General features: G+C 61.3%; 24 protein-coding genes. 17 read left to right on the top strand and 7 right to left on the bottom strand.

Features of this window, described 5'->3' with window-relative positions; genetic code table 11:
• Positions 1-21: 21 nt before the first annotated feature.
• Entirely contained in the window at positions 22-702 is a 681-nt protein-coding gene (gene pdeM / locus Q1B16_RS11175) for a ligase-associated DNA damage response endonuclease PdeM (protein ID WP_299788113.1), read from the bottom strand.
• Between the two features lie 51 nt (positions 703-753).
• Positions 754-1,740 (bottom strand): D-glycerate dehydrogenase, encoded by a 987-nt coding sequence (locus Q1B16_RS11180; protein WP_299788116.1) that lies wholly within the window; start codon positions 1,738-1,740, stop codon positions 754-756.
• A gap of 175 nt (positions 1,741-1,915) precedes the next feature.
• On the opposite strand from Q1B16_RS11180, the gene Q1B16_RS11185 reads away from it, so the two are divergent.
• A complete protein-coding gene (locus Q1B16_RS11185; protein WP_299788959.1) occupies positions 1,916-2,380 on the top strand; it encodes an SH3 domain-containing protein in 465 nt (154 codons plus the stop codon).
• 7 nt (positions 2,381-2,387) lie between these two features.
• On the opposite strand, the gene Q1B16_RS11190 is transcribed toward Q1B16_RS11185, so the two are convergent.
• The 4 genes from Q1B16_RS11190 to Q1B16_RS11205 all read right to left on the bottom strand — a co-directional run bounded on the left by Q1B16_RS11190 (position 2,388) and on the right by Q1B16_RS11205 (position 5,470).
• A complete protein-coding gene (locus Q1B16_RS11190; protein WP_299788119.1) occupies positions 2,388-3,452 on the bottom strand; it encodes a Hint domain-containing protein in 1,065 nt (354 codons plus the stop codon).
• Positions 3,453-3,596: 144 nt separating this feature from the next.
• Positions 3,597-4,658 carry a YeeE/YedE family protein gene (locus Q1B16_RS11195; protein ID WP_299788122.1) on the bottom strand — a complete coding sequence of 354 codons (1,062 nt, stop codon included), beginning with the start codon at positions 4,656-4,658 and terminating at the stop codon, positions 3,597-3,599.
• Between the two features lie 83 nt (positions 4,659-4,741).
• Complete coding sequence (locus Q1B16_RS11200) at positions 4,742-5,077, bottom strand: metalloregulator ArsR/SmtB family transcription factor (protein ID WP_299788125.1); 336 nt, start codon at positions 5,075-5,077, stop codon at positions 4,742-4,744.
• A gap of 9 nt (positions 5,078-5,086) precedes the next feature.
• A complete protein-coding gene (locus Q1B16_RS11205) occupies positions 5,087-5,470 on the bottom strand; it encodes a thioredoxin fold domain-containing protein (RefSeq protein WP_299788128.1) in 384 nt (127 codons plus the stop codon).
• 90 nt (positions 5,471-5,560) lie between these two features.
• Here Q1B16_RS11205 and Q1B16_RS11210 point away from each other — a divergent pair, with 90 nt between their 5' ends.
• The 14 genes from Q1B16_RS11210 (at position 5,561) to Q1B16_RS11275 (ending at position 21,224) form a co-directional block, all read left to right on the top strand.
• On the top strand, positions 5,561-6,298 hold the full coding sequence (locus Q1B16_RS11210; protein ID WP_299788131.1) for a cytochrome c biogenesis protein CcdA: 738 nt from the start codon (positions 5,561-5,563) through the stop codon (positions 6,296-6,298).
• A 31-nt stretch (positions 6,299-6,329) separates the two neighbouring features.
• Positions 6,330-6,908 carry a thioredoxin family protein gene (locus Q1B16_RS11215; protein WP_299788134.1) on the top strand — a complete coding sequence of 193 codons (579 nt, stop codon included), beginning with the start codon at positions 6,330-6,332 and terminating at the stop codon, positions 6,906-6,908.
• Positions 6,909-7,036: 128 nt separating this feature from the next.
• Positions 7,037-7,516 carry a sulfur oxidation c-type cytochrome SoxX gene (soxX, locus tag Q1B16_RS11220; RefSeq protein ID WP_299788137.1) on the top strand — a complete coding sequence of 160 codons (480 nt, stop codon included), beginning with the start codon at positions 7,037-7,039 and terminating at the stop codon, positions 7,514-7,516.
• Positions 7,517-7,546: 30 nt separating this feature from the next.
• Complete coding sequence (soxY, locus tag Q1B16_RS11225) at positions 7,547-7,963, top strand: thiosulfate oxidation carrier protein SoxY (RefSeq protein WP_299788140.1); 417 nt, start codon at positions 7,547-7,549, stop codon at positions 7,961-7,963.
• Positions 7,964-7,994: 31 nt separating this feature from the next.
• Positions 7,995-8,321, top strand: coding sequence for a thiosulfate oxidation carrier complex protein SoxZ (gene soxZ / locus Q1B16_RS11230; RefSeq protein WP_299788143.1), 327 nt, complete (start codon positions 7,995-7,997; stop codon positions 8,319-8,321).
• Between the two features lie 59 nt (positions 8,322-8,380).
• Positions 8,381-9,232, top strand: a complete 852-nt coding sequence (gene soxA / locus Q1B16_RS11235; RefSeq protein ID WP_299788146.1) for a sulfur oxidation c-type cytochrome SoxA — start codon at positions 8,381-8,383, stop codon at positions 9,230-9,232.
• 93 nt (positions 9,233-9,325) lie between these two features.
• Positions 9,326-11,023 (top strand): thiosulfohydrolase SoxB, encoded by a 1,698-nt coding sequence (soxB, locus tag Q1B16_RS11240; protein WP_299788149.1) that lies wholly within the window; start codon positions 9,326-9,328, stop codon positions 11,021-11,023.
• A gap of 20 nt (positions 11,024-11,043) precedes the next feature.
• Positions 11,044-12,318 carry a sulfite dehydrogenase gene (gene soxC / locus Q1B16_RS11245; protein WP_299788152.1) on the top strand — a complete coding sequence of 425 codons (1,275 nt, stop codon included), beginning with the start codon at positions 11,044-11,046 and terminating at the stop codon, positions 12,316-12,318.
• Positions 12,302-13,480, top strand: coding sequence for a c-type cytochrome (locus tag Q1B16_RS11250; RefSeq protein WP_299788155.1), 1,179 nt, complete (start codon positions 12,302-12,304; stop codon positions 13,478-13,480). The genes soxC and Q1B16_RS11250 overlap by 17 nt, the downstream gene beginning before the upstream one ends.
• Before the next feature lie 397 nt (positions 13,481-13,877).
• Positions 13,878-14,534 carry a c-type cytochrome gene (locus Q1B16_RS11255; RefSeq protein ID WP_299788962.1) on the top strand — a complete coding sequence of 219 codons (657 nt, stop codon included), beginning with the start codon at positions 13,878-13,880 and terminating at the stop codon, positions 14,532-14,534.
• A 62-nt stretch (positions 14,535-14,596) separates the two neighbouring features.
• Complete coding sequence (locus Q1B16_RS11260) at positions 14,597-15,865, top strand: NAD(P)/FAD-dependent oxidoreductase (RefSeq protein WP_299788158.1); 1,269 nt, start codon at positions 14,597-14,599, stop codon at positions 15,863-15,865.
• 224 nt (positions 15,866-16,089) lie between these two features.
• Positions 16,090-16,830, top strand: coding sequence for a TetR/AcrR family transcriptional regulator (locus Q1B16_RS11265; protein ID WP_299788965.1), 741 nt, complete (start codon positions 16,090-16,092; stop codon positions 16,828-16,830).
• A 125-nt stretch (positions 16,831-16,955) separates the two neighbouring features.
• Positions 16,956-18,089, top strand: a complete 1,134-nt coding sequence (locus tag Q1B16_RS11270; RefSeq protein WP_299788161.1) for an efflux RND transporter periplasmic adaptor subunit — start codon at positions 16,956-16,958, stop codon at positions 18,087-18,089.
• A 3-nt stretch (positions 18,090-18,092) separates the two neighbouring features.
• Positions 18,093-21,224: an efflux RND transporter permease subunit gene (locus Q1B16_RS11275; protein ID WP_299788164.1), complete on the top strand. Its 3,132-nt coding sequence runs from the start codon at positions 18,093-18,095 to the stop codon at positions 21,222-21,224.
• A 146-nt stretch (positions 21,225-21,370) separates the two neighbouring features.
• Here Q1B16_RS11275 and Q1B16_RS11280 read toward each other — a convergent pair whose 3' ends face one another.
• Positions 21,371-22,576, bottom strand: coding sequence for an FAD-binding domain-containing protein (locus Q1B16_RS11280; RefSeq protein ID WP_299788167.1), 1,206 nt, complete (start codon positions 22,574-22,576; stop codon positions 21,371-21,373).
• Between the two features lie 145 nt (positions 22,577-22,721).
• Between Q1B16_RS11280 and Q1B16_RS11285 the strand changes: the two genes are divergently transcribed.
• Positions 22,722-23,351 carry an ATP-dependent Clp protease proteolytic subunit gene (locus Q1B16_RS11285; protein ID WP_299788170.1) on the top strand — a complete coding sequence of 210 codons (630 nt, stop codon included), beginning with the start codon at positions 22,722-22,724 and terminating at the stop codon, positions 23,349-23,351.
• A gap of 151 nt (positions 23,352-23,502) precedes the next feature.
• Complete coding sequence (gene clpX / locus Q1B16_RS11290; protein WP_299788173.1) at positions 23,503-24,768, top strand: ATP-dependent Clp protease ATP-binding subunit ClpX; 1,266 nt, start codon at positions 23,503-23,505, stop codon at positions 24,766-24,768.
• Positions 24,769-24,823 lie beyond the last annotated feature (55 nt).

Consider the following 24,823-nt stretch of genomic DNA (forward strand, 5'->3'; position numbering starts at 1 on the left):
ACAGTGAGCATGCCGCGCGCGTCAAGACAAGGGGGCGAGCCCCGGCATCGGGATTTGGCAGGGGCGTGCACCGGTCAGGATCGCTTGCGCGCTGGGGGACATGAGCCGCGTCAGGGCCGGGTCATGGCAGTGCAACCCGCCCGTGAACGCGCCGTAGGCAGGCAGGATAAGGCGCGTGTCGTCGTAGAGAAAACAGGGCCGGGTGAGGGCGCGTCCGCGCAGCGACAGGGTTGCCTTTGGATGGTAATGGCCGGTGACTTCCCCTTTGGTCGGGGCGGCTTCGGCGATGTGGCGGAAGTGCAAGGGCCCGATGATCAAGCTGCGCCGATGGGTTCCGCCCAATTGCACCGGACCGGGGTCGTGGTTGCCTTCGATCCAGACCCAGTCAAGCCCGGCTTGCAGGGTTGTCAGCGTCAGGAGGTCGGCTTCGGGCAGCACCGACTGAAGCGCCGGTGCGTCGAAACTGTCACCAAGGCAAATGACACGTTTCGCCCCGGTTGCGCTTAGGTCGTTGGCAAGGCGGGTCAGCGTTTCCGTGGTTTCATAGGGCGGCAGTTGTGCGCCGCCAAACCGTGCCGCGCGGGCCGATTTGCCGAGATGCAAGTCGGAGACCACAAGCAGGGATTCGGAGGGCCAGAACAAGCCACCGCTCGGCAGGGCGTGCAGGGATTGGTTGCGGAAAGAAAAGTCGAGCGCGTTCATGATTTGTTCATGGCTTACATGATCAATGAAGGCAAGAGGTCCGGACCTCTCTCACAGCATCGCGGGAACCACCTGATCGGGTGGCCGATGCCCATCGGCAAAGGTTTTGACATTGATGATGACTTTCTCGCCCATCTCGAGGCGACCTTCCTCGGTGGCAGACCCCATATGGGGAAGCATGACGACATTGGGCATGTCGCGCAGTTCGGGATTGCCGCGATGGCCGTGTTCGTAGACGTCGAGCCCGGCACCAGCCAGATCACCCGCCTTGAGCATGCGGGTCAGGGCGTTCTCGTCGATCACCTCTCCGCGCGAGGTGTTCACGATGACCGCGCTGGGTTTGAGCAATTTCAGACGCCGGGCATTGAGCAGGTGGAAGGTGGACGGCGTGTGCGGGCAATTGACGGACAGAACATCCATCCGCGCGACCATCTGATCGAGACTTTCCCAATAGGTCGCCTCGAGAGCCTCTTCGATCTCGGGACGCAGGCGGCGGCGATTGTGGTAGTGGATCTGCATCCCGAAGGCTTTGGCGCGGCGCGCGACGGCCTGACCGATGCGGCCCATGCCAAGGATGCCAAGGCGGCGTCCGCCCAGACGACCACCCAGAAACGCGGTGGGGGCCCATCCCTCCCATTCGCCTTTCTGCATGACGTTCAGCCCTTCCTGGATGCGTCGGGTGACGCCTAGCATGAGGGCCAGAACCATATCGGCCGTGTCTTCCGTCACGACGCCCGGCGTGTTGGAGACAAGGATTCCCCGGCTGCGCGCGGTGTCAACATCGATGTGATCGACACCCGCGCCGAAATTCGCGATCAGGCGAAGCTGGTCACCGGCCTGACCGATCAGTCCCGCGTCGATCTTGTCGGTCAGCGTTGGAACAAGCACGTCCGCCTCCTTGACGGCGGCGATCAGTTCGGCCTGAGTCATCGGCGCGTCCGTGTCCCGTAGCGAAACGTCGAAAAGCTCTTTCAGGCGGGTCTCAACGGCGTCCGGCAAACGTCGCGTGACGACAACACTCAGACGTTTTGATGGCATGGTTTCGCTCCCCCTGCTTCCCCGTCGTGTCAGGTTTTGGCACAGTGTCCCAAAGGCGCGGCAGGCACAAGAACCTGCCGGCAAAAACCAAACAACAGAGCAACTTGAGGCGCATCACATGAGCTGGCTTTCGGTCCGGACCTTGTCGGGCAACTTGCTACCCCTTGCATTGGCGATGGCGCTGCTGGGCGGGTCGTCTGCGGCGGGTGCCGAGCGCGGATCGGTGACGAATCTGCCGCTGCCGCGATTCGTGTCCATGAAGGCGAGCGAGGGCAATGTGCGTCGTGGTCCGTCGCTGTCGCATCGGATCGACTGGGTCTACAAACGCCGCAACATGCCGTTGCAGATCACCGCAGAGCATGGCCATTGGCGCCGCGTTCAGGATCGGGACGGCGCGGGCGGCTGGGTGCATTATTCGCTGTTGTCAGGGGTGCGCACGGCCATCATCGAGGTAGACATGCTCAACCTGCACGCGCGGCCCGATCCATCGACGCCGGTCAACGCGCAATTGTCGCTGGGAGTCGTGGCCGAGGTGCGGGAGTGCCAGACCGACTGGTGCGAGTTGTCGGCCGGTGGTTACAAGGGCTGGGCCCGCAAGGGGACCTATTGGGGTGTCGACCCGAAGGAAGTCTTTGACTGATCGCGGATCACGCCGCTTCGTGCAGCAGGATCGCGGCTTCGGAAGAGGACAGGTTCCGCCGTGCGTAGCGGCCATAACTTGTCGGGTTGAATTTCACGCTTGGCAGCATGGACATCAACCGCGCGCGGTCCTCACCGTCGAGCGTCGAGAGCGCCGCATTGGCCGGATGGAAGCTTTCCGATTCGACGCCGTTGGCGAACAGGATCTCATGTTGTGGCAGGAGCATGTGGACATAGGTGATCTCGCGCACGGTCAGATCGACCGAGACGCTGTCGTGATCGATCAGATCTCGCGCCGCGACAAGCACTTCGGGTGTGTTGAACAGGTCCATCGCCACGCGCCCCTTGATGAGCATCCGGTGTTCCGGTGACACGAGCAAATCCTCGTCCGGTTCATCGAGGCCGAACACGCCTGCCCGGATGCGGATCGGGCGCAGCTTCGGCATGGCGAACAGGCGCGCTCCGCTCATGCGGCGCTGGCCCATCCACTGGATCGGCTGACAGCCGTTGTCCTTGGTCTGGACATAATCTCCTTCGCGCAGCTCTTCGATCGGCTTGATCCCGTCGGCGGTGAGAATCCGGGTGGTCGGGGTAAAGCAGATCACGGCGCCCTGGGTTTCCGCATCGCTCTGAGTGACAGCGGTCGTCAGGGAGGTGTGTACGACCCAGAGGTCCCGATGGCGCGGCGGCATCGCGTTCAGAAACATCAGGAGCGGCGGTTTGCGTGTCCCCGAATCGATCAGTGTTACCGTGTAGGTGGTCTGTCCGTCGGTGACGACAAAGCTCTTGTCCGCGATTGGATGGTCGATCGTGATCGCGTTCGGATCCGCGCTGTCTTCGACCGCCGCACCCACGAGCCGTCGCACCATGCGCGCGGCGCGTTTGCGGCGTTCTGCGTCGCCTTCCGCATCATCCAGTCGCAACAGATCGTTTGGGCCGTCCACACGGACGGCTTCGCCTTCCCAGCCCCATGCAGCCCCGACTTTCAGGAAATCGACCGGAGCCGCCTGAAGTGTGTCGATTGTTGTTTGCGACCAGGAGATGACGAACGTGCCATTGTAAGCCGTTCCCATGTTCCCGCTTGCCTGCTCTTGTTGTTTTTCCTCACGCTAGCGAAGCGCGTTCACGTTTGCAGGCGAAAATTCGCTCTTCCGAATCACTGTGGCGAATTTGTTTTGCAGCGTGATTCTTTGGCAACGGATGCCGCAGGGGAAGGCTTATTCTGCCGGGCTGAAGCCGACGATCAGTTGCCGCAACCCGAAGGAGGCGCCTGCGAAGATCGACAGGAAGGTGACCGGCGCGCTGAAGGCGAGCATTGAAAACGCGCTGATGCCTTGACCGACGGTGCAGCCCAGAGCGATGACGGCCCCGGCCCCCATGAGGCCCGCGCCAAAGATCTGACGCCGCAATTCGCGCGGGTCTTCGCAGGCTTCCCAACGGAAGTGGCCCTTGATCAGGGATCCGATGAAGGCCCCGAACCAGACACCCGCGACCGAGCCGACGGCAAAGCTCACTGGTTGGGCCGAGCCGATCATCCACCAGAGGATTGATTCGCCCAGGGGCGCGGCGAAACTGTGCGAGACGACGGGCAGAGCCTCGAAGCCGGTCTGTGCGACGTAGGACGTGCCGGCCCATCCGCTGATGATCGCGATGCCGACTACCACGGCCCACACCGCGTATTTCGGGCTTTCGACGAAAACACGCGCGCTCGCCGAGACGATCAGGATGGCAAGGCCAATGACGATCCCGATGGCCGAGGCAGGAATGCCGGTCCACTGCGCGGTGGCATGTGCGATCCCCGGCGGCACGTCGCCGGGCAGCACGGGGCTTTGCGGAAAGAGCATGTCGCGGAGGGGGGCCAAAGGTCCGCTGAGAACGACATAGGTCGAAACGCCCATGACAAGTACGATCACGAAACTGCGCAGATCGCCGCCGCCCAGACGGGCCACCGCGCCGTAGCCGCAATTCCCTGCAAGCGCCATGCCATAGCCGAACATCAGCCCGCCGATGACCGACGCCCAGGGCAACCAGGCGATAGAAAGATAGTAGCTTTCACCCCCATCTATCCATCCCAGCGCCATCAGTGTGAAAGCGCCCAGGATCGCGGTGCCTATGGCAATGCCCCACATCCGGATGCGCATGTCGGAGCCGCCGTAGAGCAGGTCTTCGATGGCGCCCAGGGTACAAAAGCGTCCAAGCCGGGCGGCCAGCCCAAGAAGGACGCCCCCAAACAGGCCCACGGCCGCAACAAGAATGTGCTCCGGAACGCTTTCCAGCATGATGCTGTCCTCCCAAGACAGGCTCCCGCGGCAAGTATGCGGTCAGTGCGATGTGAGGGCAAGGAGAGAGTGAGAGGCCGGGATCAGTCGTCTTTGCAGAACAGATCGTAGACGCATTCCAGCATCTTGCGCGGTTTGTCATCCGCCAGCCTGTAATAGATCGTCTTGCCGTCGCGGCGCGGTATGACCAGCCCTTCGAGGCGGAGGCGCGACAACTGCTGTGATACGGCGGCCTGACGGGCGGACAGCAGCTCTTCCAGCTCGGTCACGGATTTTTCCCCGGTCACGAGATGGCACAGGATCATCAACCGCCCCTCGTGGCTGATCGCCTTGAGGAAGTTCGACGCCGTGGTCGCCTTGTCCACGATACGGTCAAGTTCGTCGTCGTTCAGATCGGGGCTGAGCTGTGGAAGTGCCATGCCGTGCCTCTAGTTCCGGACCGTTTCGGTGTCTGTGGCAGATGAAAACTCGGTATTTTCCTCTAACAGCTTGGTCAGAAGGGGCCAGAAGAAATCCTCACCGGGATAGCCTTCGATACGGGCCAGCTCCTCGCCTTCATCTATCAGGACGAAGGTCGGTGTGAACACCACGCGCCGCGCGTAGGTCACGCCGTCGGGTGGGCCGGCGCGCAGATCGGCGCGGACCAAGGGCGCGAACTGCCCTTCGGCGGTTTTCGGGTAGGCCGGGGCGATTTCGGCGTCCCAGCGTTCGCAATACACGCAGCCGGGTTGTTCAACCATGACCAGTTGCGGTTCCGCCGAAGCAGACCCCAACCATGCCGGGCTGGCCAGAAAAGCTGTGGCCAAGGCCATGAAACGAAACGCCGACATCAGACACCAATTGACGAAGCAATAACAAAACACTTAATCTGAATATGTGAATAATTCAAGGAATCTCCGCCCATGTTCGATATTTCTTTCGCGGGTGCAGCGCTTGCTGGGATCCTGAGTTTCTTCACGCCCTGTATCCTGCCTATGGTGCCGTTCTACCTGTGTTATATGGCGGGGATTTCAATGAACGAACTCAAAGGCGAGGAAGACGTGCCGCAAGGTGTGGCATGGAATCTCGTTCTGTCCGCCTGTCTTTTCGCGTTGGGCGTCACGACGATCTTCGTGCTGCTGGGTATGGGCGCCACTGCCGTGGGGCAGGCCTTCGCGGATTACCGAGAGCCCCTGCGCTATGTCGCGGCCGCGGTTCTGACGGCATTCGGTCTGCATTTCCTTGGTATCGTGCGGATCCCGATCCTGTACCGCGAAGCGCGTGTCGAGGCGAAAACCGAACCGACCACGCTCGTTGGCGCGTATGTCATGGGGCTTGCTTTCGGGTTCGGCTGGACGCCCTGCGTCGGCCCGGCCCTGGCGTCGATCCTGATGATCGCCGGGGGCATGGGCGACGTGTTCCAGGGCGGATTGCTTTTGTTCGTCTACGGGGTCGGCATGACTGCGCCTTTCGTCATCGCGGCGCTGTTCTCCGGGCCGTTCCTGCGCTGGACGGCGCGCAACCGGGGTTTCCTGAATTACGCGGAAAAGGTCATGGGCGGGATGCTCATCCTGTTTGCCGTGTTGATCGCGACGGATAGCGTTAATCTGATCGCAGATGCGATGCTGCGGTGGTTCCCGAACTGGTCATCTCTTGGGTGATCGTCGGACTTTTGGAGGAGGAGGAGGGAAGATGAGACATTTTCTGATCGGGGCGTTCGCGCTTCTGATGGCGCTTCCGGTATCGGCGGCCGAGATCGGGGATGACGGTCTGCACAAGCAGCCGTGGATGCGGGACACTTTCAAGGACCTGCGCGAAGACCTGAACGAGGCCAACGCCGAGGGCAAACGCCTGGTGCTGTTTTTCGAACAGCGCGGCTGTATCTACTGCCAACAGATGCATGAAGAGGTGTTTTCGGATCCGGGCATCAGCGACTACATCGCCGAGAATTACTTTGTCGTTCAGTTGAACCTGCACGGCGACATCGAAGTGACCGATTTCGACGGTGAAGCTCTGCCCGAAAAGGACATGGCACGGAAATGGCGGGTGATGTTCACGCCCAACATCTTGTTCCTGCCCGAAGAGGTGCCAGAGGGCCAAAACGCGCTTGAAGCGTCGGTCGCGGTGATGCCGGGCGCTTTCGGCAAAGGCACCACGCGGGATATGTTCACATGGGTCGCTGAAAAACGCTATCTCCTTGATAACGGAGAGGATTTTCAGAGGTATCATGCCCGTATGATCCAGGAAAGAAGCAACGGTAGCACGGACTGACGCTGCGACATTCATACTCAATTATTCACTTTTGTGAATTTGATGTTGCATGAATCAAGGTCAGTGGCCTACGGTATACAGAGCCATATGTCAGCTCGGTCAACGTATCGGGCGGTAAGGGAGGGACAATGAAGCTAACTGGTATTTCTGCCGCAATCGTGCTTTGCGCGAGTGCAGCCATCGCAAACCCGGTCACCCCGGGTGAAGTGACTTACGACGAATACGGCGCCGTTGCCACATCGCTGAGCGGTGCGCCGGGCGACCCGGAAAACGGTGCGGCCATCATGGTCAACCGTGGCAAGGGTAATTGCGTGGCCTGCCATGCCGTCACTGCGCTGAATGACGCGCCGTTCCACGGCGAGGTCGGTCCGACGCTGGACGGGATCGGTGGTTACCGCACGGAAGAGGAACTACGCGGAATCATCGCGAATGCGAAGATGATGTTCGAAGGCACGATCATGCCGGCCTTCTACAAGACAAGTGGCTTCATCCGCCCCGGTGACGGATACACCGGCAAGGCGGCGAAAGAAGAAGACCTGACGCCCATTCTGTCGGCGCAGGAAATCGAAGACGTGGTGGCGTTTCTCATGACGCTGCAAGACAGCTGAACCGCCTTTCACCGAGATAGGAGATACGACATGGAATTTACGAGACGCGAAACTCTGGCACTGGGCGGGGCAGCAGCACTGACCTTCGTTTTGCCGTTCCGCGCCAACGCTGCGGTTGACGATGCGATCGCCGAGTTCACTGGTGGGGCCGATTTGGCCGATTCCGGTGTTGAACTGACCGCACCCGAGATCGCCGAGAACGGCAACACCGTTCCGATCGAAGTGTCCGCACCGGGCGCCTCCGCGATCATAGTGCTGGCAGCAGGCAACCCGACACCCGGTGTTGCAACGTTTAATTTCGGCCCGCTGGCCGCGTCCCAATCCGCAAGCACGCGTATGCGTCTGGCGGGCACGCAGGACGTGATCGCCATCGCCAAACTGGCGGATGGCAGCTTTGCACGCAGCGCCAAGACCGTGAAGGTCACCATCGGCGGCTGCGGCGGCTAACGGTCAACACACAGATTTCAGGAGATAAAACATGGCATCCGGTGTAAAACCCCGCGTCAAGGTTCCCAGTTCCGCCTCTGCAGGCGAAGGCGTCGTCATCAAGACGCTGATCAGTCACCCGATGGAATCGGGCCAGCGCAAGGACGGTGACGGGAATCCGATCCCGCGGTCGATCATCAACCGCTTTACCTGCGAATTCAACGGCCAGAGCGTCATCGACGTCAAGATGGAGCCCGCGATTTCGACCAACCCGTATTTCGAATTCGAGGCCACCGTGCCCGAAGCCGGTGAGTTCAAGTTCACCTGGTACGATGACGACGGGTCCGTCTACGAAGACGCAAAATCCATCACGGTCTGAGCAAAAGCTCCTCCCTGTTCCGGTTCCACGGGGCAGGGCTGATTTTGGGAGGGAACAGAATGAAATATAAGGCAATGACCGCGTTAGCCGCGCTGGCCGTTTCGGCCCCGATGCTTTTCGCGGGGGGTGCGGATGACGATACGCTGACGATCGATGGTCAGGAAATGATCTCGAAGACAGCGGCGCCCGCACACATGGAAGAGACCGGCATCGACACGATCATGTCGGGCTGGCACTTCCGTGAAGACGACACGCAAGCCATGCAGATGGACACGTTCGACAACCCCGGCATGATCGCTGTGGATCAGGCGATGGACGCGTGGAACACGGTCGAAGGCACCGCCGAGAAGTCCTGTGCGTCGTGCCATGAAGGCCCGGAAAGCATGAAGGGCGTCCGCGCGGTCTATCCGAAGTGGAACGCCGAGGCCGGCGAAATGCGCACTCTGGCGATGCAGATCAACGACTGCCGGGAAAACCGGATGGGCGCCGAGCCCTATGCCTATGACAAAGCGCAAATGACGGCGATGGAAGCGCTGATTTCGGTGCAATCCCGCGGGATGCCGGTCAACGTGGCAATCGACGGCCCAGCCGCCGAATACTACGAAAAAGGCAAGGAAATCTACTACACACGGTATGGCCAGCTCGAGCTGTCCTGCGCCAATTGCCACGAAGAGAACTACGGCAATTACATCCGTGCGGACCATCTGTCCCAAGGTCAGATCAACGGTTTCCCGACCTACCGTCTCAAGAATGCCGGCCTTGTCCAGACGCATAACCGCTTCCGCGGCTGTATCCGTGACACGCGCGCCGAGACGTTCTCGGTCGGATCCCCGGAATTCGTTGCGCTTGAGCTTTATGTCGCGTCGCGCGGCAATGGTCTGAGCGTCGAAGGACCATCGGTCCGTCAATAATTCAAAGGCCCGCGCAGTTGGCTGTGCGGGCTTTTTCCCGTTTAACTTATTCACACATGCGAATGTGTGTCTGGAAATCAAGAAGGCCCTCCCATGATTTCACGTCGCGATTTCCTCCAGGTATCGATGGCCGCGTCCGCGCTGGTCGGTGCGTCAGGCTTCGGCAACTGGTCCCGGCTGGCCGCACAGCAGGCGCTGACGCAGGACCAGCTGTTGCAGTTCGACACGTTCGGCAATGTCTCGTTGATCCACGTCACGGACATTCACGCGCAGCTCAAACCGATCTATTTCCGCGAACCGTCGGTCAATATCGGTGTCGGTGACAATCGCGGTGCCGTGCCGCACGTGACCGGGGCCGATTTCCGCAGGCTTTACGGCATCGACGACGGTAGCCCTTCCCATTACGCGCTCAGCTCTGGCGATTTCTCCTCCCTGGCCCAGGCATATGGACGCGTTGGCGGACTGGATCGCGTGGCCACTGTGGTTAACGCGATCCGGGCCGATCGCCCGGATGCGCTGCTGCTCGATGGCGGTGATACATGGCACGGCTCCTACACCTGCTACCACACCGAAGGGCAGGACATGGTCAACGCGATGAACCAGCTGCGCCCCGACGCGATGACATTCCACTGGGAATTCACGCTGGGGTCGGATCGCGTGCAGGAAATCGTTGAGGGCCTTCCCTTCGCGGCTTTGGGTCAGAACATCTTTGATGCCGAATGGGACGAACCGGCCGAGCTTTTCCCGCCTTACCAGTTCTTCGAACGCGGTGGTGTGAAGATCGCCGTCATCGGCCAGGCCTTCCCTTATATGCCGATCGCGAACCCGGGCTGGATGTTCCCCGAGTACTCCTTCGGCATCCGCGACGAGAACATGCAGGCCATGGTCGATGAAGTCCGTGCGCAGGGCGCGGAATGCGTCGTCTGCCTGAGTCACAACGGCTTTGACGTGGACAAGAGCATGGCGAGCAAGGTGACCGGCATCGACGTGATCCTGACCGGTCACACGCATGATGCGCTGCCGGAACCGGTGCTGGTGGGCGACACGATCCTGATCGCCTCCGGCTCCAACGGCAAGTTCGTGAGCCGCGTGGATCTCGACATCCAGAACGGCCGCATGATGGGCTTCCGCCACAAGCTGATCCCGATCTTCTCGGACGTGATCGAACCCGATCCGGAAATGGCCGCGCTGATCGAGGAAGAGCGCGCGCCGTTCAAGGACCAACTGGAAGAGGTGATCGGCCAGACCGACAGCCTGCTTTACCGGCGCGGCAATTTCAACGGCACTTGGGACGATCTGATCTGCGACGCGCTCATGAGCGAACGCGAGGCGGACATTGCCATGTCGCCCGGTGTGCGTTGGGGGCCGAGTCTGATCCCCGGCGACGACATCACCCGCGAAGATATCTGGAATGTCACCTCGATGACCTATGGCAAGGCGTACCGGTCTGAAATGACCGGCGAATTCATCAAGGTCATCCTCGAAGACGTGGCCGACAACATCTTCAACCCCGACCCCTACTACCAGCAGGGCGGCGACATGGTGCGCATCGGGGGCATGGGCTATCGAATCGATATTCAAAAGCCGCAGGGCGAACGCATCAGCGACATGACCCTTCTCAAGACAGGCGAAGCCATTGATCCAGCGAAGAATTACGTCGTGGCCGGCTGGGCGTCGGTCAATGAAGGCACTGAAGGTCCGCAAATCTGGGACGTGGTCGAAGCGCATATCAAGAAGCTCGGCACCGTCACCGTTCAACCCAATGACAGCGTCACGGTCGTGGGCGCGTAATTCAAATCGGAGTGTGAGAAATGTCTGACATCCTCAAACCCTCCCGTCGTGCGTTTTTGCGGGGCTCTGCTGCGGCTGCGGCGGGGCTGACCGCTGCGGGCGCTGCACGGGCCAGCGGACCTGATCCGCTGATCACCGAAACCCAGGATTGGGCAATCTACTTTGGCGAAGGTGTCGATGCGACGCCCTACGGCCTGCCGATCCAGTACGAAGCCGACGTGGTCCGCCGCAATGTAGAATGGCTGACCGCCGACACCACGAGTTCGATCAACTTCACACCGATCCACGCGCTGGATGGAACGATCACGCCGCAAGGCTGCGCGTTCGAGCGTCATCACTCGGGTGCGATCGAGCTGCGCAAGGAAGATTATCGTCTGATGATCAACGGCTTGGTCGATACGCCTTTGGTGTTCACCTATGCCGATCTCGAACGCTTCCCGCGCGAAAACCACGTCTATTTCTGCGAATGTGCGGCGAATACCGGCATGGAATGGGCGGGCGCACAGCTTAACGGTGCCCAGTTTACGCACGGTATGATCCACAACATGGAATATACCGGCGTATCGCTGCGCACATTGCTGACCGAAGCCGGGCTGGATGCTGCGGGCGATCTCTCGGACAAATGGGTTTACGTCGAAGGGGCGGATGCGTCTTCGAATGGGCGCTCCATCCCGATGGACAAGGCGCTCGACGATGTGCTCGTCGCGTTCAAGGCCAATGGCGAGGCTTTGCGCAAGGAACACGGCTATCCCGTGCGCCTCGTCGTGCCCGGTTGGGAAGGCAATATGTGGGTCAAATGGCTCCGCCGGGTCGAGGTCATGGACGGTCCTGTGGAAAGCCGCGAGGAAACGTCGAAATACACCGACACGCTTGCCGATGGCACCAGCCGCAAGTGGACGTGGGTGATGGACGCAAAATCCGTCGTCACCTCGCCCAGCCCGCAATCGCCGATCACGCATGGCGCAGGCCCGCTGGTCATCACCGGTCTGGCCTGGTCGGGCCACGGCGCGATCACCCGCGTGGACGTGTCCAAGGACGGCGGCAAGACATGGGAAACCGCGCGTCTGGCCAAGCCGGGCGAGAAGATGGCGCTCACACGATTCTATCTCGATACCGAGTGGAACGGCGAGGACATGCTGCTTCAGTCGCGCGCGATGGACGAAACAGGATATGTTCAGCCGACCAAGGCGCAACTGCGCGAGGTGCGCGGCGAGAACTCGATCTACCACAACAACTGTATCCAGACATGGCACGTAAAGCCTAACGGGGAGGCCGAAAATGTCGAAGTCTCTTAAACTATTCGGCGGAACCGCTCTTGGCACCTTGGCGGTGCTAACGATGTCGGTGAATTTTGCCGATCGAAATATCGCGTCTTTCCCGGATAATCCGGCCGTGATGACCGCGATCGCGGCACCGGTCGTGTCCAGCGGCCTCATCAGCGCGGCGAACGCGTCGACCAGCGCAGGTGAAGGCAAGCTCGGCCTGGGCCGTGCGGCCCTTCCCGAAGAAATCGCGGCATGGGACGTCGATGTCAGCCCGGATGGCACCGGCCTTCCGGTCGGGTCGGGTTCTGTTGAAGACGGCGAAATGCTCTTCTCCGAGAACTGCGCGGTCTGCCACGGCGAATTTGCAGAGGGCGTGGGCAACTGGCCGGAACTGGCCGGTGGCGAGGGTACGTTGGCCAACGAGGATCCGGTCAAGACGGTGGGCAGCTATTGGCCGTACCTGTCGACAGCGTGGGATTACGTCCACCGCTCGATGCCCTACGGGCAGGCGCAGACGCTCAGCACTGACGAGGTGTATGCCATCGTTGCGTATATTCTCTATTCGAACTTCCTCGTCGAAGACGACTTTGTGTTGAGCAACGAGAACTTCCTTGAGGTCGAGATGCCGAACGCCGACGGTTTCATCGTCGATGACCGGGCGGAGACCGAATATCCCATCTGGCGGACCGAGCCTTGCATGGAGAACTGCAAGGACAACGTCGAAATCACGATGCGGGCCTCGGTCCTGAACGTGACGCCGGAAGACGAAGCCGCGGCCGAAGCGGAAAAGGTGATCGAAGCGGCCAACGCCGTCACCGAAACCGAAGCACCGGTCGAAGAGGTTGTCGCGGCGGTCGAGGAACCTGCGACGGATGCACCCGATCCTGAACTGGTTGCTGCCGGTGAAAAGGTGTTCGGCAAGTGCAAGGCCTGCCACCAGGTTGGCGAAGATGCGTCCAACCGGGTTGGCCCTGCGCTGAACGGCATTGTCGGTGCCGAAATCGGGGCGGTCGAGGGCTTCAAGTACTCCCGTGTGTTCGACGAAATGGACGGGACCTGGACGGAAGAAGAGCTCGCGGCCTTCCTCGCGGATCCGCGCGGATATGCACGGGGCACGAAAATGAGCTTTGCCGGTCTGAAAAGCGAAGAGGATATTGCGGCAGTGACCGCATATCTGGCAAGCTTCGACTGAAGACATCCGCGCGGCAGGGGCTCGCCTTGCCGCGCGGCACCATAGACTTTCTGCAACCCGGGAGAGTTTCGATACGCGCGCCATGACCTCGACATCTGGGATTTTCGCTTCTGTTCTTGGCGGCGCGGCGCTCGTGCTTGGGATCGCCTATGGATGGACCGCGCGGGATCATCGGGAACAGGAACTGGGCGCGCTGACCGACCGTATCGAACAGCTCGAAAGCAGCAATGCCGCACTGGCTGACCAAGCAGCGCGACAAGACGACCTTCTGGCCATAGTAACCGAGTTGGAAACCGCGCTTGCAACGGCGCTGGACGAGGCCGAAGCGGCACGGCAGGCGACGCCGGTTGCGCTGGCCGAACCGGAGCCCTCCGCCGCCGAAGAGCCCGAAACAGTCATCGCCACGGCCACGGGGCTCGAATTCGGCGATCCGGAACAGGGCGAGGCGGTGTTTGCGCAATGTCGGTCCTGCCACCAGATCGGGCAGGGCGCGACCGACCGGATCGGCCCGCATCTGAACGGCATTTTCGGTCGCCGCGCCGGGGCGCATGACGGGTTCAATTATTCCGACGACATGGCCATGATGGGGTCGGACGGTCTGACCTGGACCATCGAGACCCTGAACGCGTATCTGGAAAATCCAAAGGCTCTGGTGTCGCGCACGCGCATGAATTTCGCCGGTCTGAAGGACGCGGATGACCGCGCCGATATCCTTGCTTATTTGCGCCAATTCTCGGCCAGTCCGCAGAACATTCCTGAAGCCGCGCCCACCGCGCAGGCCCGCGAGGTGGAGCTTGCCCCCGAGGTTCTGGCGATCGTCGGAGACACCGATTACGGCGAATACCTCGCCAGTGAATGTACGACCTGCCACCAGCAGGACGGTTCGGACCAGGGAATACCGTCGATCACGCACTGGCCGACCGAGGATTTTGTCGTCGCCATGCATGCCTACAAACAGAAGCTGCGCCCGCATCCCGTGATGCAGATGATGGCCAGCCGTCTGTCTGACGAAGAGATCGCCGCGTTGGCGGCGTATTTTGCCGAAAGTGAGTAAGAGCCCGTAAGAGGCTGCGGAGTCGCGGACCGGAGTGAAGAGTTCCAAAGGGAGGACAAACCATGAAACTGAACAGACGTGTCTTTATCGGCACCGGGATGGCAGCGGCCTCGACACTGACCGCCCCGATGGTGCACGCGGCGTCGCACGGCAAACCGAAAGTGGTCGTCATTGGCGGCGGCGCCGGTGGGGCGACCGCGGCGCGCTACATCGCCAAGGACAGCGACGGCGAAATCGACGTCACGCTCATCGAACCCACGCGCAGCTATTACACCTGCTTTTTCTCGAACCTTTATCTTGGCGGGTTCTGGGATCTCGAGAACCTGTCGCATTCCTACGGAACGTTGGCGTCGGATTACGGCATCAATGTCGTGCATGACTGGGCCACCGGGATCGACCGCGACGCCAAGACCGTCGCTTTGGCGGGCGGTGGATCGGTGCCCTATGACCGGCTGATCCTCAGCCCCGGTATCGACTTCGTCGAAGGTTCGGTCCCCGGTTGGGACCTGTCGGCGCAGAACGCGATGCCGCACGCCTATAAGGGCGGCAGCCAGACCGAGCTGCTCAAGGCGCAGGTCATGGCGATGCCGGAAGGTGGCACCTATGTCATGGTCGCACCGCCCAACCCGTACCGTTGCCCGCCCGGACCGTACGAACGGGTGTCGATGGTGGCGCATGTGCTCAAGGCCAACAATCCGACGGCCAAGATCATTATCGCCGACCCGAAAGAGAACTTCTCGAAGCAGGGCCTGTTCGAGGAAGGCTGGCAGAAACACTATTCCGGCATGATCACGCGGATCGGCCCGGATTTCGGCGGTGGCAACGTCACGGTCGATCCGGCGGCGATGACGGTCGATGTCGATGGAGAGCTGATCCAGGCGGATGTCGTCAACGTGATCCCGGCGCAGAAAGCGGGCCATATCTGCGAGGCGGCGGGGCTGACCGAGGGCAACTGGGCGCCGGTGGACGGCGCAAGCATGGTGTCGCGGCTGGATGAGAATATCCACATTCTCGGCGACGCCTCGAATCAGGGCGACATGCCGAAATCCGGCTTCTCGGCCAATTCGCAGGCCAAGGTGGCGGCGATGGCGGTGCGCGGTGCGCTGACCGGGAGCCGCGTCTTCCCGGCGAAATACTCCAACACCTGCTGGTCGCTGATCGCGACGGATGACGGCGTCAAGGTCGGCGCGGCCTACGAGCCGAACGAGGAAAAGATCGCCAGCGTGTCGAGCTTCGTCAGTCAGACCGGCGAGGATGCCGCGCTGCGCAAGGCGACCTACGAGGAGAGCATCGGCTGGTACGAGGGGATCACCTCGGACATGTTCGGCTGATCGTCCGGGTAAACTCTCAGGAAAAAGGCACCCCGCAGATATCTGCGGGGCGCTGTCGTTTGCGGGGGCGGGTGTGCGGGACCGCTCTTTTCTGACTTTGGATCGTTGCGCCACGGATGCTGCCCTTGTCGCCGCTCCGCGCCGCTATACATACCGACTGTCGGTCTGTAATCAAAAGAGTCCACATGACGAAACACAGCAGGTCCCAAGGGGTGCGCCGCAGGATGGCGCCTGATGAACGCCGGGAAGCGATCCTCGACGCGGCTCACGGCCTGTTCATGGAACATGGCTGCGAGGCGGTGACCGTGGCTGACGTGCTGACGGCTGCCGGTATTTCGAAGGGCGGTTTTTATCACCACTTCAGGGCCAAGGAGGATCTCCTGACCGGTATCGTGGAGCGAATGACCGAGCAGAGCCTTGCTGCCGCACGAACCGTGAGCGGGCAGTCTGTGGGAAATTCGTTGACCAGATTGAAAGCGTTCCTGACAAGCCTGGTGCGGTGGAATGTAGAGAATGTCGCCGAGATGCGCTTTTTTGCGGTGATGCTCACCAAACCGGGGAACGATATTCTCTACCGCCGCATCTTTGACGCGACCGCCGCTGTCATCGTTCCGGTGCTGGAAGAGCTTATCGACGAAGGTGTGGCAGACGGTATGTTCGATGTCATCGATGCCCGGCTTGCGGCGGAAATGATTGTCGGTCTGTCGCATGGAAGGCGGCAGGTGCTCGACGAGGCGCTGGCGATGACAGGCGCTGGCGATCTGGAGCTTGCGACCAAGCATCTCAACACAAGAATGCAGGCCGAAGGTGCGACATGCGACCGGTTGCTTGGCCTCTCGCCCGGCACCATACCGCTGTCCCATCCAGAAGACTACCGGCGGATGCTAGCCGGGCTGACCGGTATCGACACGCTCTCCGCCGAAGGGGAGCGTTCGGCGGAACCTGAAATCACGAAGGGACGATAACATGCCGACCGCTAGTGAACCGCATACACGCCTTTTCGAATTGACCAAGGACGTCGCCATCACACGTGACGGCCGTGCGACAGTCCGTTCGGAAATCGTCGGCACCAGTCGCGACGGGGATCGAAATGTCTGGAGATAGGGAAGAGTTGTCGTTTCAGGATGACAAGGGCGCCTCGCGCTCGACATGGATTGCCGGTGCCCTCGTGGTGGCGATCATCGGCTGGATGGGCAGTGGCTTCGTGCTGCCCTCTGACGATACGGATGCCCCGCAAGCCCGAGAGACCCGCGTCGCGCCCGTTGCCGTCGCGGTTCAGCAGTCCACGGCCGAGCCTGTGACGCTCTATTTCCAGGCGGAAGGGCAGGCGCAGCCGGATCGTGACACGACGATCCGCGCCGAGACCTCGGGAGACGTGGACGAAGTTCTCGTTATGGAGGGGGATGATGTCGCGGATGGCGCCGTTATCGCGCGACTTTCTGCGACGCGCGTGAATGCGGAACTGGCCCGCGCCCAAGGAGAGTTGGACCGTGCACAGCGCGAGTTCAACAACGCGTCGGAGCTTCTGGAGCGCGGCGTGGCGACCGCCGACCGCGTGAGCGAGGCCCGCGCCACGCTCGCTGCGGCCGAGGCGGCGGTCACGACTGCGGAAGAGGCACTGGAGTCGCTCCAGATCACCGCGCCCTTTGCCGGGCGGGTCGAGTCGCTGACGCTCGACGCCGGCGAGTTCGTTCAAGCCGGTGCCGATGTCGGTCGTATCGTCGACAACCAGCCGCTGACGGTCGCGATCCAGGTGCCGCAGCAGGCACTCGGCCGGATCGAGAGCGGCCAGATCGCGACCGTCAGCTTCATCACCGGAGAGCAACGGCAAGGTCGGGTGAGTTTCGTCAGTACCGCCGCCAATGCCGAAACGCGGACCTTCCTGACCAAGATCACCGTGCCGAACGAGGGCGGCGCCATTCCTGCCGGGATTTCCGCCGAAATCCGCGTTCCAACCGGTGAGGCCGAGGCGCATTTCGTGCAACCCTCGACGATCTCTCTGAGCCCTGAGGGACGTCTGGGCGTCAAGACCGTCGGGGAGGAGAACAGGGTGGTGTTCCACCCGATCGAAATCGTGCGCGCGGAAATCGACGGCCTTTGGGTCACCGGACTGCCCGAAACCTCCCGCATCATCACCGTTGGACAGGGGTTCGTAAGCGAAGGCGAGACGGTCGCACCATCGCCGGCACCCGACGCGCCCAACACGCTCGCACGGGGAGACTGAACCATGAACACCCTCATCGACGCTGCGTTTTCGCGTAGCCGTGTCGTGCTCATGGCTCTGTTGTCGATCCTCGTGGTCGGCGCCATCGCCTATGTCACGATCCCGAAGGAAGCCAACCCCGAGGTCCCGCTTCCCTTGGTCTATGTCTCGACGGGGCTCGAAGGGATCAGCCCGGCCGATGCGGAACGGCTTCTCATCGAACCGATGGAAACGGAATTCGCCGCCATCGAGGGGCTCGACACGATCGAGAGCCACGCCTCCGAAGGCTTCGCCAGCGTGCAGCTTGAATTCACGCCCGGCGGAGACATCGACGAGGCGCTCCGTAAGGTGCGCGAGGCGGCCGATCGCGTCGAGGGTGATCTGCCCGAAGACGCCTCCGATCTGACGATCACCGAGATCAACACGGCGCTGTTCCCCATTCTTACTGCGATCATCTCGGGCCCGGTTCCCGAGCGAACCTTGAACGACCTGGCTGACGATGCACAGGAAACCATCGAAGGTGTCCCGGGTGTGCTCGAGGTCGATATCGGCGGCGCGCGCGACGAGTTCCTGGAAGTCCTTATCGATCCGACCGTCTTTCAGACGTACAACCTCAGCTTCGATGAACTGATCGGCCAACTTCAGCGCAACAACCGGTTGATCGCCGCCGGCGCGATCGAGACAGGCGGCGGCCGGATCGTCCTCAAGGTTCCAGGGCTGATCGAGGACCTTCAGGATGTCATGGAGATCCCGGTGAAGGTCCGTGGCGATACCGTTGTGACCTTTGAGGATGTGGCAACGGTCCGCCGGTCCTTTCAGGACCCGACCGGATACGCGCGGATCGACGGCCAGCCCGCGCTGGCGCTGGAGATCAAGAAGCGCTCGGGCGCAAACGTCATCGACACGGTGGCGGCATCGCGGGCGGCGCTCGACGAGTTGCGTGAGGACTGGCCCGAGAGCGTGGAAGTGACTTATCTTCAGGATCAGTCGGAGCAGGTCGAAACGCTGCTGTCCGACCTTGAGGCGAATGTCATCGCCGCCGTGCTTCTCGTGATGATCGTCATCGTGGCCGCGCTTGGATTGCGGTCAGCCATCCTCGTGGGACTGGCCATCCCCGGCGCCTTTCTTGCGGGTGTAACCGCGCTGTGGGCGATGGGCTTCACGATGAACATCGTCGTGCTTTTCTCGCTCATCCTCGTGGTCGGCATGCTCGTCGACGGTGCCATCGTCACGGTAGAGCTTGCCGACCGGCACTTGCAGGAAGGGGACGACCCCAAGACGGCCTACGCACATGCGGCCAAGCGCATGGCATGGCCGATCATCGCCTCGACGGCGACCACGCTCAGCGTGTTTTTCCCATTGCTTTTCTGGACCGGCATGGTTGGGGAATTCATGAAATTCCTGCCGATCACGGTCATCCTTACCTTATTCGCTTCGTTGTTCATGGCGCTGATCTTCATACCTGTGCTGGGTGGTCTGATCGGCAAGCGTCAGCCACAGAAAGCCGCCGCCAAGAAAGCTTTGGCAGAATCGGAAAAAGGCGATCCGCGACGCATTGGTGGGTTCACCGGACTGTATGTCCGCGTGCTTGAGAGGGCGATCCTGCGGCCTGTCTCGACCGCGGTATTGGCATTGGCGCTGCTGCTTGGTGCGGGTGGGCTCTATGGCCAGTTCGGTAAGGGGCTGTCCTTTTTCCCGTCAGTAGAACCGGAATTCATGCAGGTGCAGGTGCGTGCCCGAGACAACCTTTCGATCTATGAACGGGACGCCCTCGTGCGCAGGGTTGAACAGCGCCTGTTGGGCTACGACGAGATCGCCACCGTCTATGCCCGCTCTACCATGAGCGCAGGACAGGGCGACGAAGAGACGATCGGGACGCTTCAGCTTGAACTTATCGACTGGGACATCCGCCGCTCTGCCGACGCGATCGGTGCCGATATTCGGCAGGACGTCTCGGACATCGCCGGTATCGACGTTCAGGTTCAGACCGAGAGCGGCGGCCCGACCAGCGGCAAGCCGATCAATCTCCAGATCGCCGCGCGCAATCCGGGCGTTCAGGCCGAAGCCGTCGAGCGGGTCCGGGGGATCATGGACCGGATCGGGGGCTTCACCGACGTGACCGACACCCGCCCGCTTCCCGGCGTCGAGGTGTCCATCCGGGTCGACAGGGCCGAGGCGGCGCGCTACGGGGCGGATGTCAGCTTGCTGGGACAGGCGGTTCAGCTTCTCACGCAGGGCATCGCCGTGGCCGATTATCGCCCCAACGACGCAGACGGCGAAATGGACATCCGGGTCCGCTTCCCGGCCGAGGAACGGTCCCTGTCAGAGCTCGGCAACCTGCGCGTGCCGACCTCGGCCGGCCTCGTGCCGATCTCCAACTTCGTCACCTTCGAGCCGGTCGAGCGCACCGGCATGATCACCCGTATCGACGAGCAGCGCGTCGTGACGATCGAGGCGAATGTCGCACCAGGACTTTTGGTCAACGATCAGGTCACGGCGCTCGAGGCGGCGCTGGAAAACGCCGAGCTGCCCGAGGGCGTGAGCTACAGCTTCGCGGGCGAGGCCGAGGAACAGACCGAGGCGATGATCTTTCTCATCAGTGCTTTCGTCGCGGCGATCTTTCTGATGCTCGTGATCCTGGTGCTGCAATTCAACAGCTTCTACCAGGCCTTCGTGGTCATGAGCGCCATCATTTTCTCGGTCGCCGGCGTCCTTCTGGGCCTGCTCATCACCGGGCGCCCCTTCGGAGTGGTCATGGGCGGCATCGGGATCATTGCCCTGGCCGGGATTGTGGTGAACAACAACATCGTCCTGATCGACACCTATAACGACCTGAAGCGGTCCGGGATGTCTGCCCGCGAGGCGGCCCTCAGAACCGGGGCGCAGCGTTTGCGGCCCGTCATGCTGACCTCGATCACGACGGCGCTTGGGCTTATGCCGATGGTGTTGGGTGCGAACCTGAACTTCTTCACCCGCGAGATCGTCTTCGGTGCCCCGTCAACGCAATATTGGACAGAGCTGTCCAGTGCCATTGTCGGCGGTCTGGTTGTTGCGACGCTCCTCACGCTTGTTCTTACCCCTGCCATGCTCATGCTTGGAGAAAAGATCGCAAGCCGCACGCGTCCTATCGCGACTTCTGCGGCGGAGCCGACATAATGTGGAACGTTTAGAAACTGCCGGAACGCGGACAGTCCCCGTCCCTTGGGGGTGTCATTGTGCACAAGGATCGGATCGCTTCGCGATCCGACCGGTTGGAGGGCCAGCCCTCCAAACCTCCCGGCATATTTTTGGAACGAAGAAGATCAGACGCTCTGCAAACCCTTCATCGCGCCTACCAATTCAGGGATCTTCTTCTTGAACTTGAAAAAGCCGGCTGTGGCATGTGGCCAAGCGCGGCGGTCGAAATCCCGCAAAGGGCGGACAACCGGCAGTGCGCGGATGTCGGTCAGCACCGATGCGGACGGCCCGACAGGCGCATAAGGCGTGACGATCTGTTCCGCCCCGGCGGCGCGTGCCCATGCCTCAACGTCATCCACCGATGTCAGACCGGTGCTGATCGGACCGAGTGATTGGGACCATCTGGAGGTGCAATCTTCCATCAGTGCCGTTTTGAACGCTTTGACATTCGGCGCGACATGCAGAGGGCTGATCCGTCCGGTTGCGTCCAGCGTTGCTGTCGCGATGGGTTTCAGTCCCAGATCGAACAGCCATCCCGGGCTGAGGTCATCCTCGTGCAAGAGCAGGGCCGAGAGTTTCGAGGGGTCGAGTCTGTCGCCGGTCGGTGCGTCCATGCGCGGCGGTTGGGGCGGGCCGTCCAGCGGTTCGGGATCGGAGGTCAGCTGGTATTTCGGGCAAAACCGGCCTTCGGTGTATTTCGAAATGTTGGAAGCGCGGGCGGCGTAATTCTTGCCCTGCGTCTGAAGCCCGGCCACCCAGCGCCAGCTTAGCGTGTTCGAGGCGGGATCGCCGTCGTAGAGGTGGCGGAGGAAGAAATCCGCGCCCAACTCCCAGGGCAGGCGCAGGGTGAAGATCCAGATCGAGGCGAACCACATGCGCGCGTGGTTGTGCAGATAGCCGGTGTTCACCAGTTCCTGCGCCCAATGGTTGAAGCAGTCGATGTCGGTTTCGCCGCGACAGGCAACCTCCCATTCGGCGCGCAAGCCGGATTGGGTTTGTACCTGGTCCCAAGCGCGGGACAAGCCCTGCTGGTAGCCGCCCCAGACCGCCGGGCGCATTTCCAGCCACCCCTTCCAGTAGGTGCGCCAGTAGACTTCCTGAACGAATTTTTCAGCACTGCTGAGCGAATAGCGCCCCAGCACGGCTTTCAGAACTTCTGGTTCGGTGATCACGCGGTGGCGGATGTAGGGCGACAGGGTCGACACGTTGTCGTGATGGCCGGGGCCGCGATCATAGTTGCGCTGCGCCGCATAGTCGCGCGCGGCCTTCGGGACGAAGGACGACAGTCTTTCGAGCGCGGCAATTCGGGTGGGATGAAACAGGTCTGACATGCTCCGCGAGGTAACGTCGCGCCGTCCGGGGTCAAGGCGCATCCCGAACCGCTGCCCCTTGCAGCCCCCAGAACCGGGCACTAGTCTTGAGGCAACTCGCAACCAAGCCCGCCGTCCGGCGGGCGCATCATCCAGGCAGGCATAGATGAAAGATCCCTTCGATACATACATGAACACGCTGGTTCCCATGGTGGTTGAGCAGACCAGCCGTGGCGAACGCGCCTACGATATCTTCTCGCGCCTGCTCAAGGAGCGGATCATCTTCCTGAGCGGGCCGGTCCATGACGGGATGTCGTCGCTGATCGTGGCGCAGCTTTTGCACCTCGAGGCGGAAAACCCGTCCAAGGAAATCAGCATGTATATCAACAGCCCCGGTGGTGTCGTGACCAGCGGTCTGTCGATCTACGACACGATGCAATACATCAAACCCAAGGTCAGCACGCTGGTGATCGGGCAGGCGGCTTCGATGGGGTCGCTGCTGTTGACGGCGGGTGAGGCGGGGATGCGGTTCTCGCTGCCCAACAGCCGCGTCATGGTGCACCAGCCGTCCGGTGGCTATCAGGGGCAGGCGACGGACATCATGATCCACGCGCAGGAGACGCAGAAACTCAAGACGCGGCTCAACGAGATCTACGTCAAGCATACGGGCCAGACGCTCAAGAAGGTCGAGGCGGCGCTGGAGCGGGACAACTTCATGTCCCCCGAAGAGGCAAAGGACTGGGGCCTGATCGACGAGATCGTGGAGAGCCGCGCGAAGATGCCTGAGGAAGACTAAAACGTGATTGGGTCACGACGCCTCGGATGTGTTTTTGGCGTTGTGGCCCAAGTTTTGCTGTCCTAAGGTTCTGAGAAGAAAACATGACACACGCTTAAGGTTAGCAGACCGCTTGCAACTATCCTTCAGGTGAGTCAGGAAAGGTAAAGAGATGGCGACGAATTCTGGCGGCGACAGCAAAAATACCCTCTACTGTAGCTTCTGCGGCAAAAGCCAACACGAAGTGCGAAAGCTGATCGCAGGGCCGACCGTCTTTATTTGCGATGAATGCGTCGAGCTTTGCATGGACATCATCCGCGAAGAGACGAAGGGCGGCGGCCTGAAATCGACGGATGGGGTTCCGACCCCACGTGAGATCTGTGACGTTCTGGACGATTACGTGATCGGACAGGCGGTTGCGAAACGCGTGCTTTCCGTCGCGGTCCACAACCACTACAAACGCCTGAACCATTCGCAGAAATCCTCGGATATCGAGCTGTCGAAGTCGAACATCCTGCTCATCGGGCCGACCGGTTGCGGCAAGACCTTGCTCGCCCAGACGCTCGCGCGGATTCTCGACGTGCCGTTTACCATGGCGGATGCCACCACGCTGACCGAAGCGGGCTACGTGGGCGAGGATGTTGAAAACATCATCCTCAAGCTGCTCCAGTCGTCGGAATACAACGTCGAACGCGCACAGCGCGGCATCGTTTATATCGACGAGGTCGACAAGATCACGCGCAAGTCCGAGAATCCGTCGATCACCCGTGACGTGTCGGGCGAAGGTGTGCAGCAGGCATTGCTCAAGCTGATGGAGGGCACGGTCGCATCCGTCCCGCCACAGGGCGGGCGCAAGCATCCGCAGCAGGAGTTCCTGCAAGTGGATACGACCAACATCCTCTTCATCTGCGGCGGCGCTTTTGCCGGTCTCGACCGGATCATCAAGCAGCGTGGCAAGGGCTCGGCCATGGGCTTCGGGGCTGATGTGCGCGACGACAGCGAGGCGGGCATTGGCGAAACCTTCAAGAGCCTGGAGCCCGAGGATTTGCTCAAGTTCGGGCTGATCCCGGAATTCGTCGGCCGTCTGCCGGTGATCGCGACGTTGGAAGATCTGGATGAAGACGCGCTTGTCATCATCCTCACGCAGCCGAAAAACGCCTTGGTCAAGCAGTACCAGCGCTTGTTCGAGCTGGAAGACACGACGCTGACCTTCACCGACGATGCGCTGAGTGCCATCGCCAAGCGGGCGATCCAGCGCAAGACCGGGGCACGTGGCTTGCGGTCGATCCTCGAAGATATCCTTCTCGACACAATGTTCGAACTGCCGGGCATGGATGATGTCGTCGAGGTGGTGGTGAACGAGGAAGCCGTCACATCCGACGCCAAGCCGTTGATGATCTATGCGGATCAGAAGAAAGAGCCTGCCGAGGCAGGTTAAGCGGCTTGAGCCGAGTACGATTTTAAGGTGGGCAATTTGCCCGCCTTTCTTTTTG

It is taken from the genome of uncultured Marivita sp., from assembly GCF_947488135.1.
Taxonomy (GTDB): domain Bacteria; phylum Pseudomonadota; class Alphaproteobacteria; order Rhodobacterales; family Rhodobacteraceae; genus Marivita.

Excerpts from the sequence above, each read along its gene's own strand:
- pdeM (WP_299788113.1), bottom strand. The coding sequence starts at position 702 with ATGAACGCGCTCGACTTTTCTTTCCGCAACCAATCCCTGCACGCCCTG.
- Q1B16_RS11180 (WP_299788116.1), bottom strand. The coding sequence starts at position 1,740 with ATGCCATCAAAACGTCTGAGTGTTGTCGTCACGCGACGTTTGCCGGAC.
- Q1B16_RS11185 (WP_299788959.1), top strand. The coding sequence starts at position 1,916 with ATGGCGCTGCTGGGCGGGTCGTCTGCGGCGGGTGCCGAGCGCGGATCG.
- Q1B16_RS11190 (WP_299788119.1), bottom strand. The coding sequence starts at position 3,452 with ATGGGAACGGCTTACAATGGCACGTTCGTCATCTCCTGGTCGCAAACA.
- Q1B16_RS11195 (WP_299788122.1), bottom strand. The coding sequence starts at position 4,658 with ATGCTGGAAAGCGTTCCGGAGCACATTCTTGTTGCGGCCGTGGGCCTG.
- Q1B16_RS11200 (WP_299788125.1), bottom strand. The coding sequence starts at position 5,077 with ATGGCACTTCCACAGCTCAGCCCCGATCTGAACGACGACGAACTTGAC.
- Q1B16_RS11205 (WP_299788128.1), bottom strand. The coding sequence starts at position 5,470 with ATGGCCTTGGCCACAGCTTTTCTGGCCAGCCCGGCATGGTTGGGGTCT.
- Q1B16_RS11210 (WP_299788131.1), top strand. The coding sequence starts at position 5,561 with ATGTTCGATATTTCTTTCGCGGGTGCAGCGCTTGCTGGGATCCTGAGT.
- Q1B16_RS11215 (WP_299788134.1), top strand. The coding sequence starts at position 6,330 with ATGAGACATTTTCTGATCGGGGCGTTCGCGCTTCTGATGGCGCTTCCG.
- soxX (WP_299788137.1), top strand. The coding sequence starts at position 7,037 with ATGAAGCTAACTGGTATTTCTGCCGCAATCGTGCTTTGCGCGAGTGCA.
- soxY (WP_299788140.1), top strand. The coding sequence starts at position 7,547 with ATGGAATTTACGAGACGCGAAACTCTGGCACTGGGCGGGGCAGCAGCA.
- soxZ (WP_299788143.1), top strand. The coding sequence starts at position 7,995 with ATGGCATCCGGTGTAAAACCCCGCGTCAAGGTTCCCAGTTCCGCCTCT.
- soxA (WP_299788146.1), top strand. The coding sequence starts at position 8,381 with ATGAAATATAAGGCAATGACCGCGTTAGCCGCGCTGGCCGTTTCGGCC.
- soxB (WP_299788149.1), top strand. The coding sequence starts at position 9,326 with ATGATTTCACGTCGCGATTTCCTCCAGGTATCGATGGCCGCGTCCGCG.
- soxC (WP_299788152.1), top strand. The coding sequence starts at position 11,044 with ATGTCTGACATCCTCAAACCCTCCCGTCGTGCGTTTTTGCGGGGCTCT.
- Q1B16_RS11250 (WP_299788155.1), top strand. The coding sequence starts at position 12,302 with ATGTCGAAGTCTCTTAAACTATTCGGCGGAACCGCTCTTGGCACCTTG.
- Q1B16_RS11260 (WP_299788158.1), top strand. The coding sequence starts at position 14,597 with ATGAAACTGAACAGACGTGTCTTTATCGGCACCGGGATGGCAGCGGCC.
- Q1B16_RS11265 (WP_299788965.1), top strand. The coding sequence starts at position 16,090 with ATGGCGCCTGATGAACGCCGGGAAGCGATCCTCGACGCGGCTCACGGC.
- Q1B16_RS11270 (WP_299788161.1), top strand. The coding sequence starts at position 16,956 with ATGTCTGGAGATAGGGAAGAGTTGTCGTTTCAGGATGACAAGGGCGCC.
- Q1B16_RS11275 (WP_299788164.1), top strand. The coding sequence starts at position 18,093 with ATGAACACCCTCATCGACGCTGCGTTTTCGCGTAGCCGTGTCGTGCTC.
- Q1B16_RS11280 (WP_299788167.1), bottom strand. The coding sequence starts at position 22,576 with ATGTCAGACCTGTTTCATCCCACCCGAATTGCCGCGCTCGAAAGACTG.
- Q1B16_RS11285 (WP_299788170.1), top strand. The coding sequence starts at position 22,722 with ATGAAAGATCCCTTCGATACATACATGAACACGCTGGTTCCCATGGTG.
- clpX (WP_299788173.1), top strand. The coding sequence starts at position 23,503 with ATGGCGACGAATTCTGGCGGCGACAGCAAAAATACCCTCTACTGTAGC.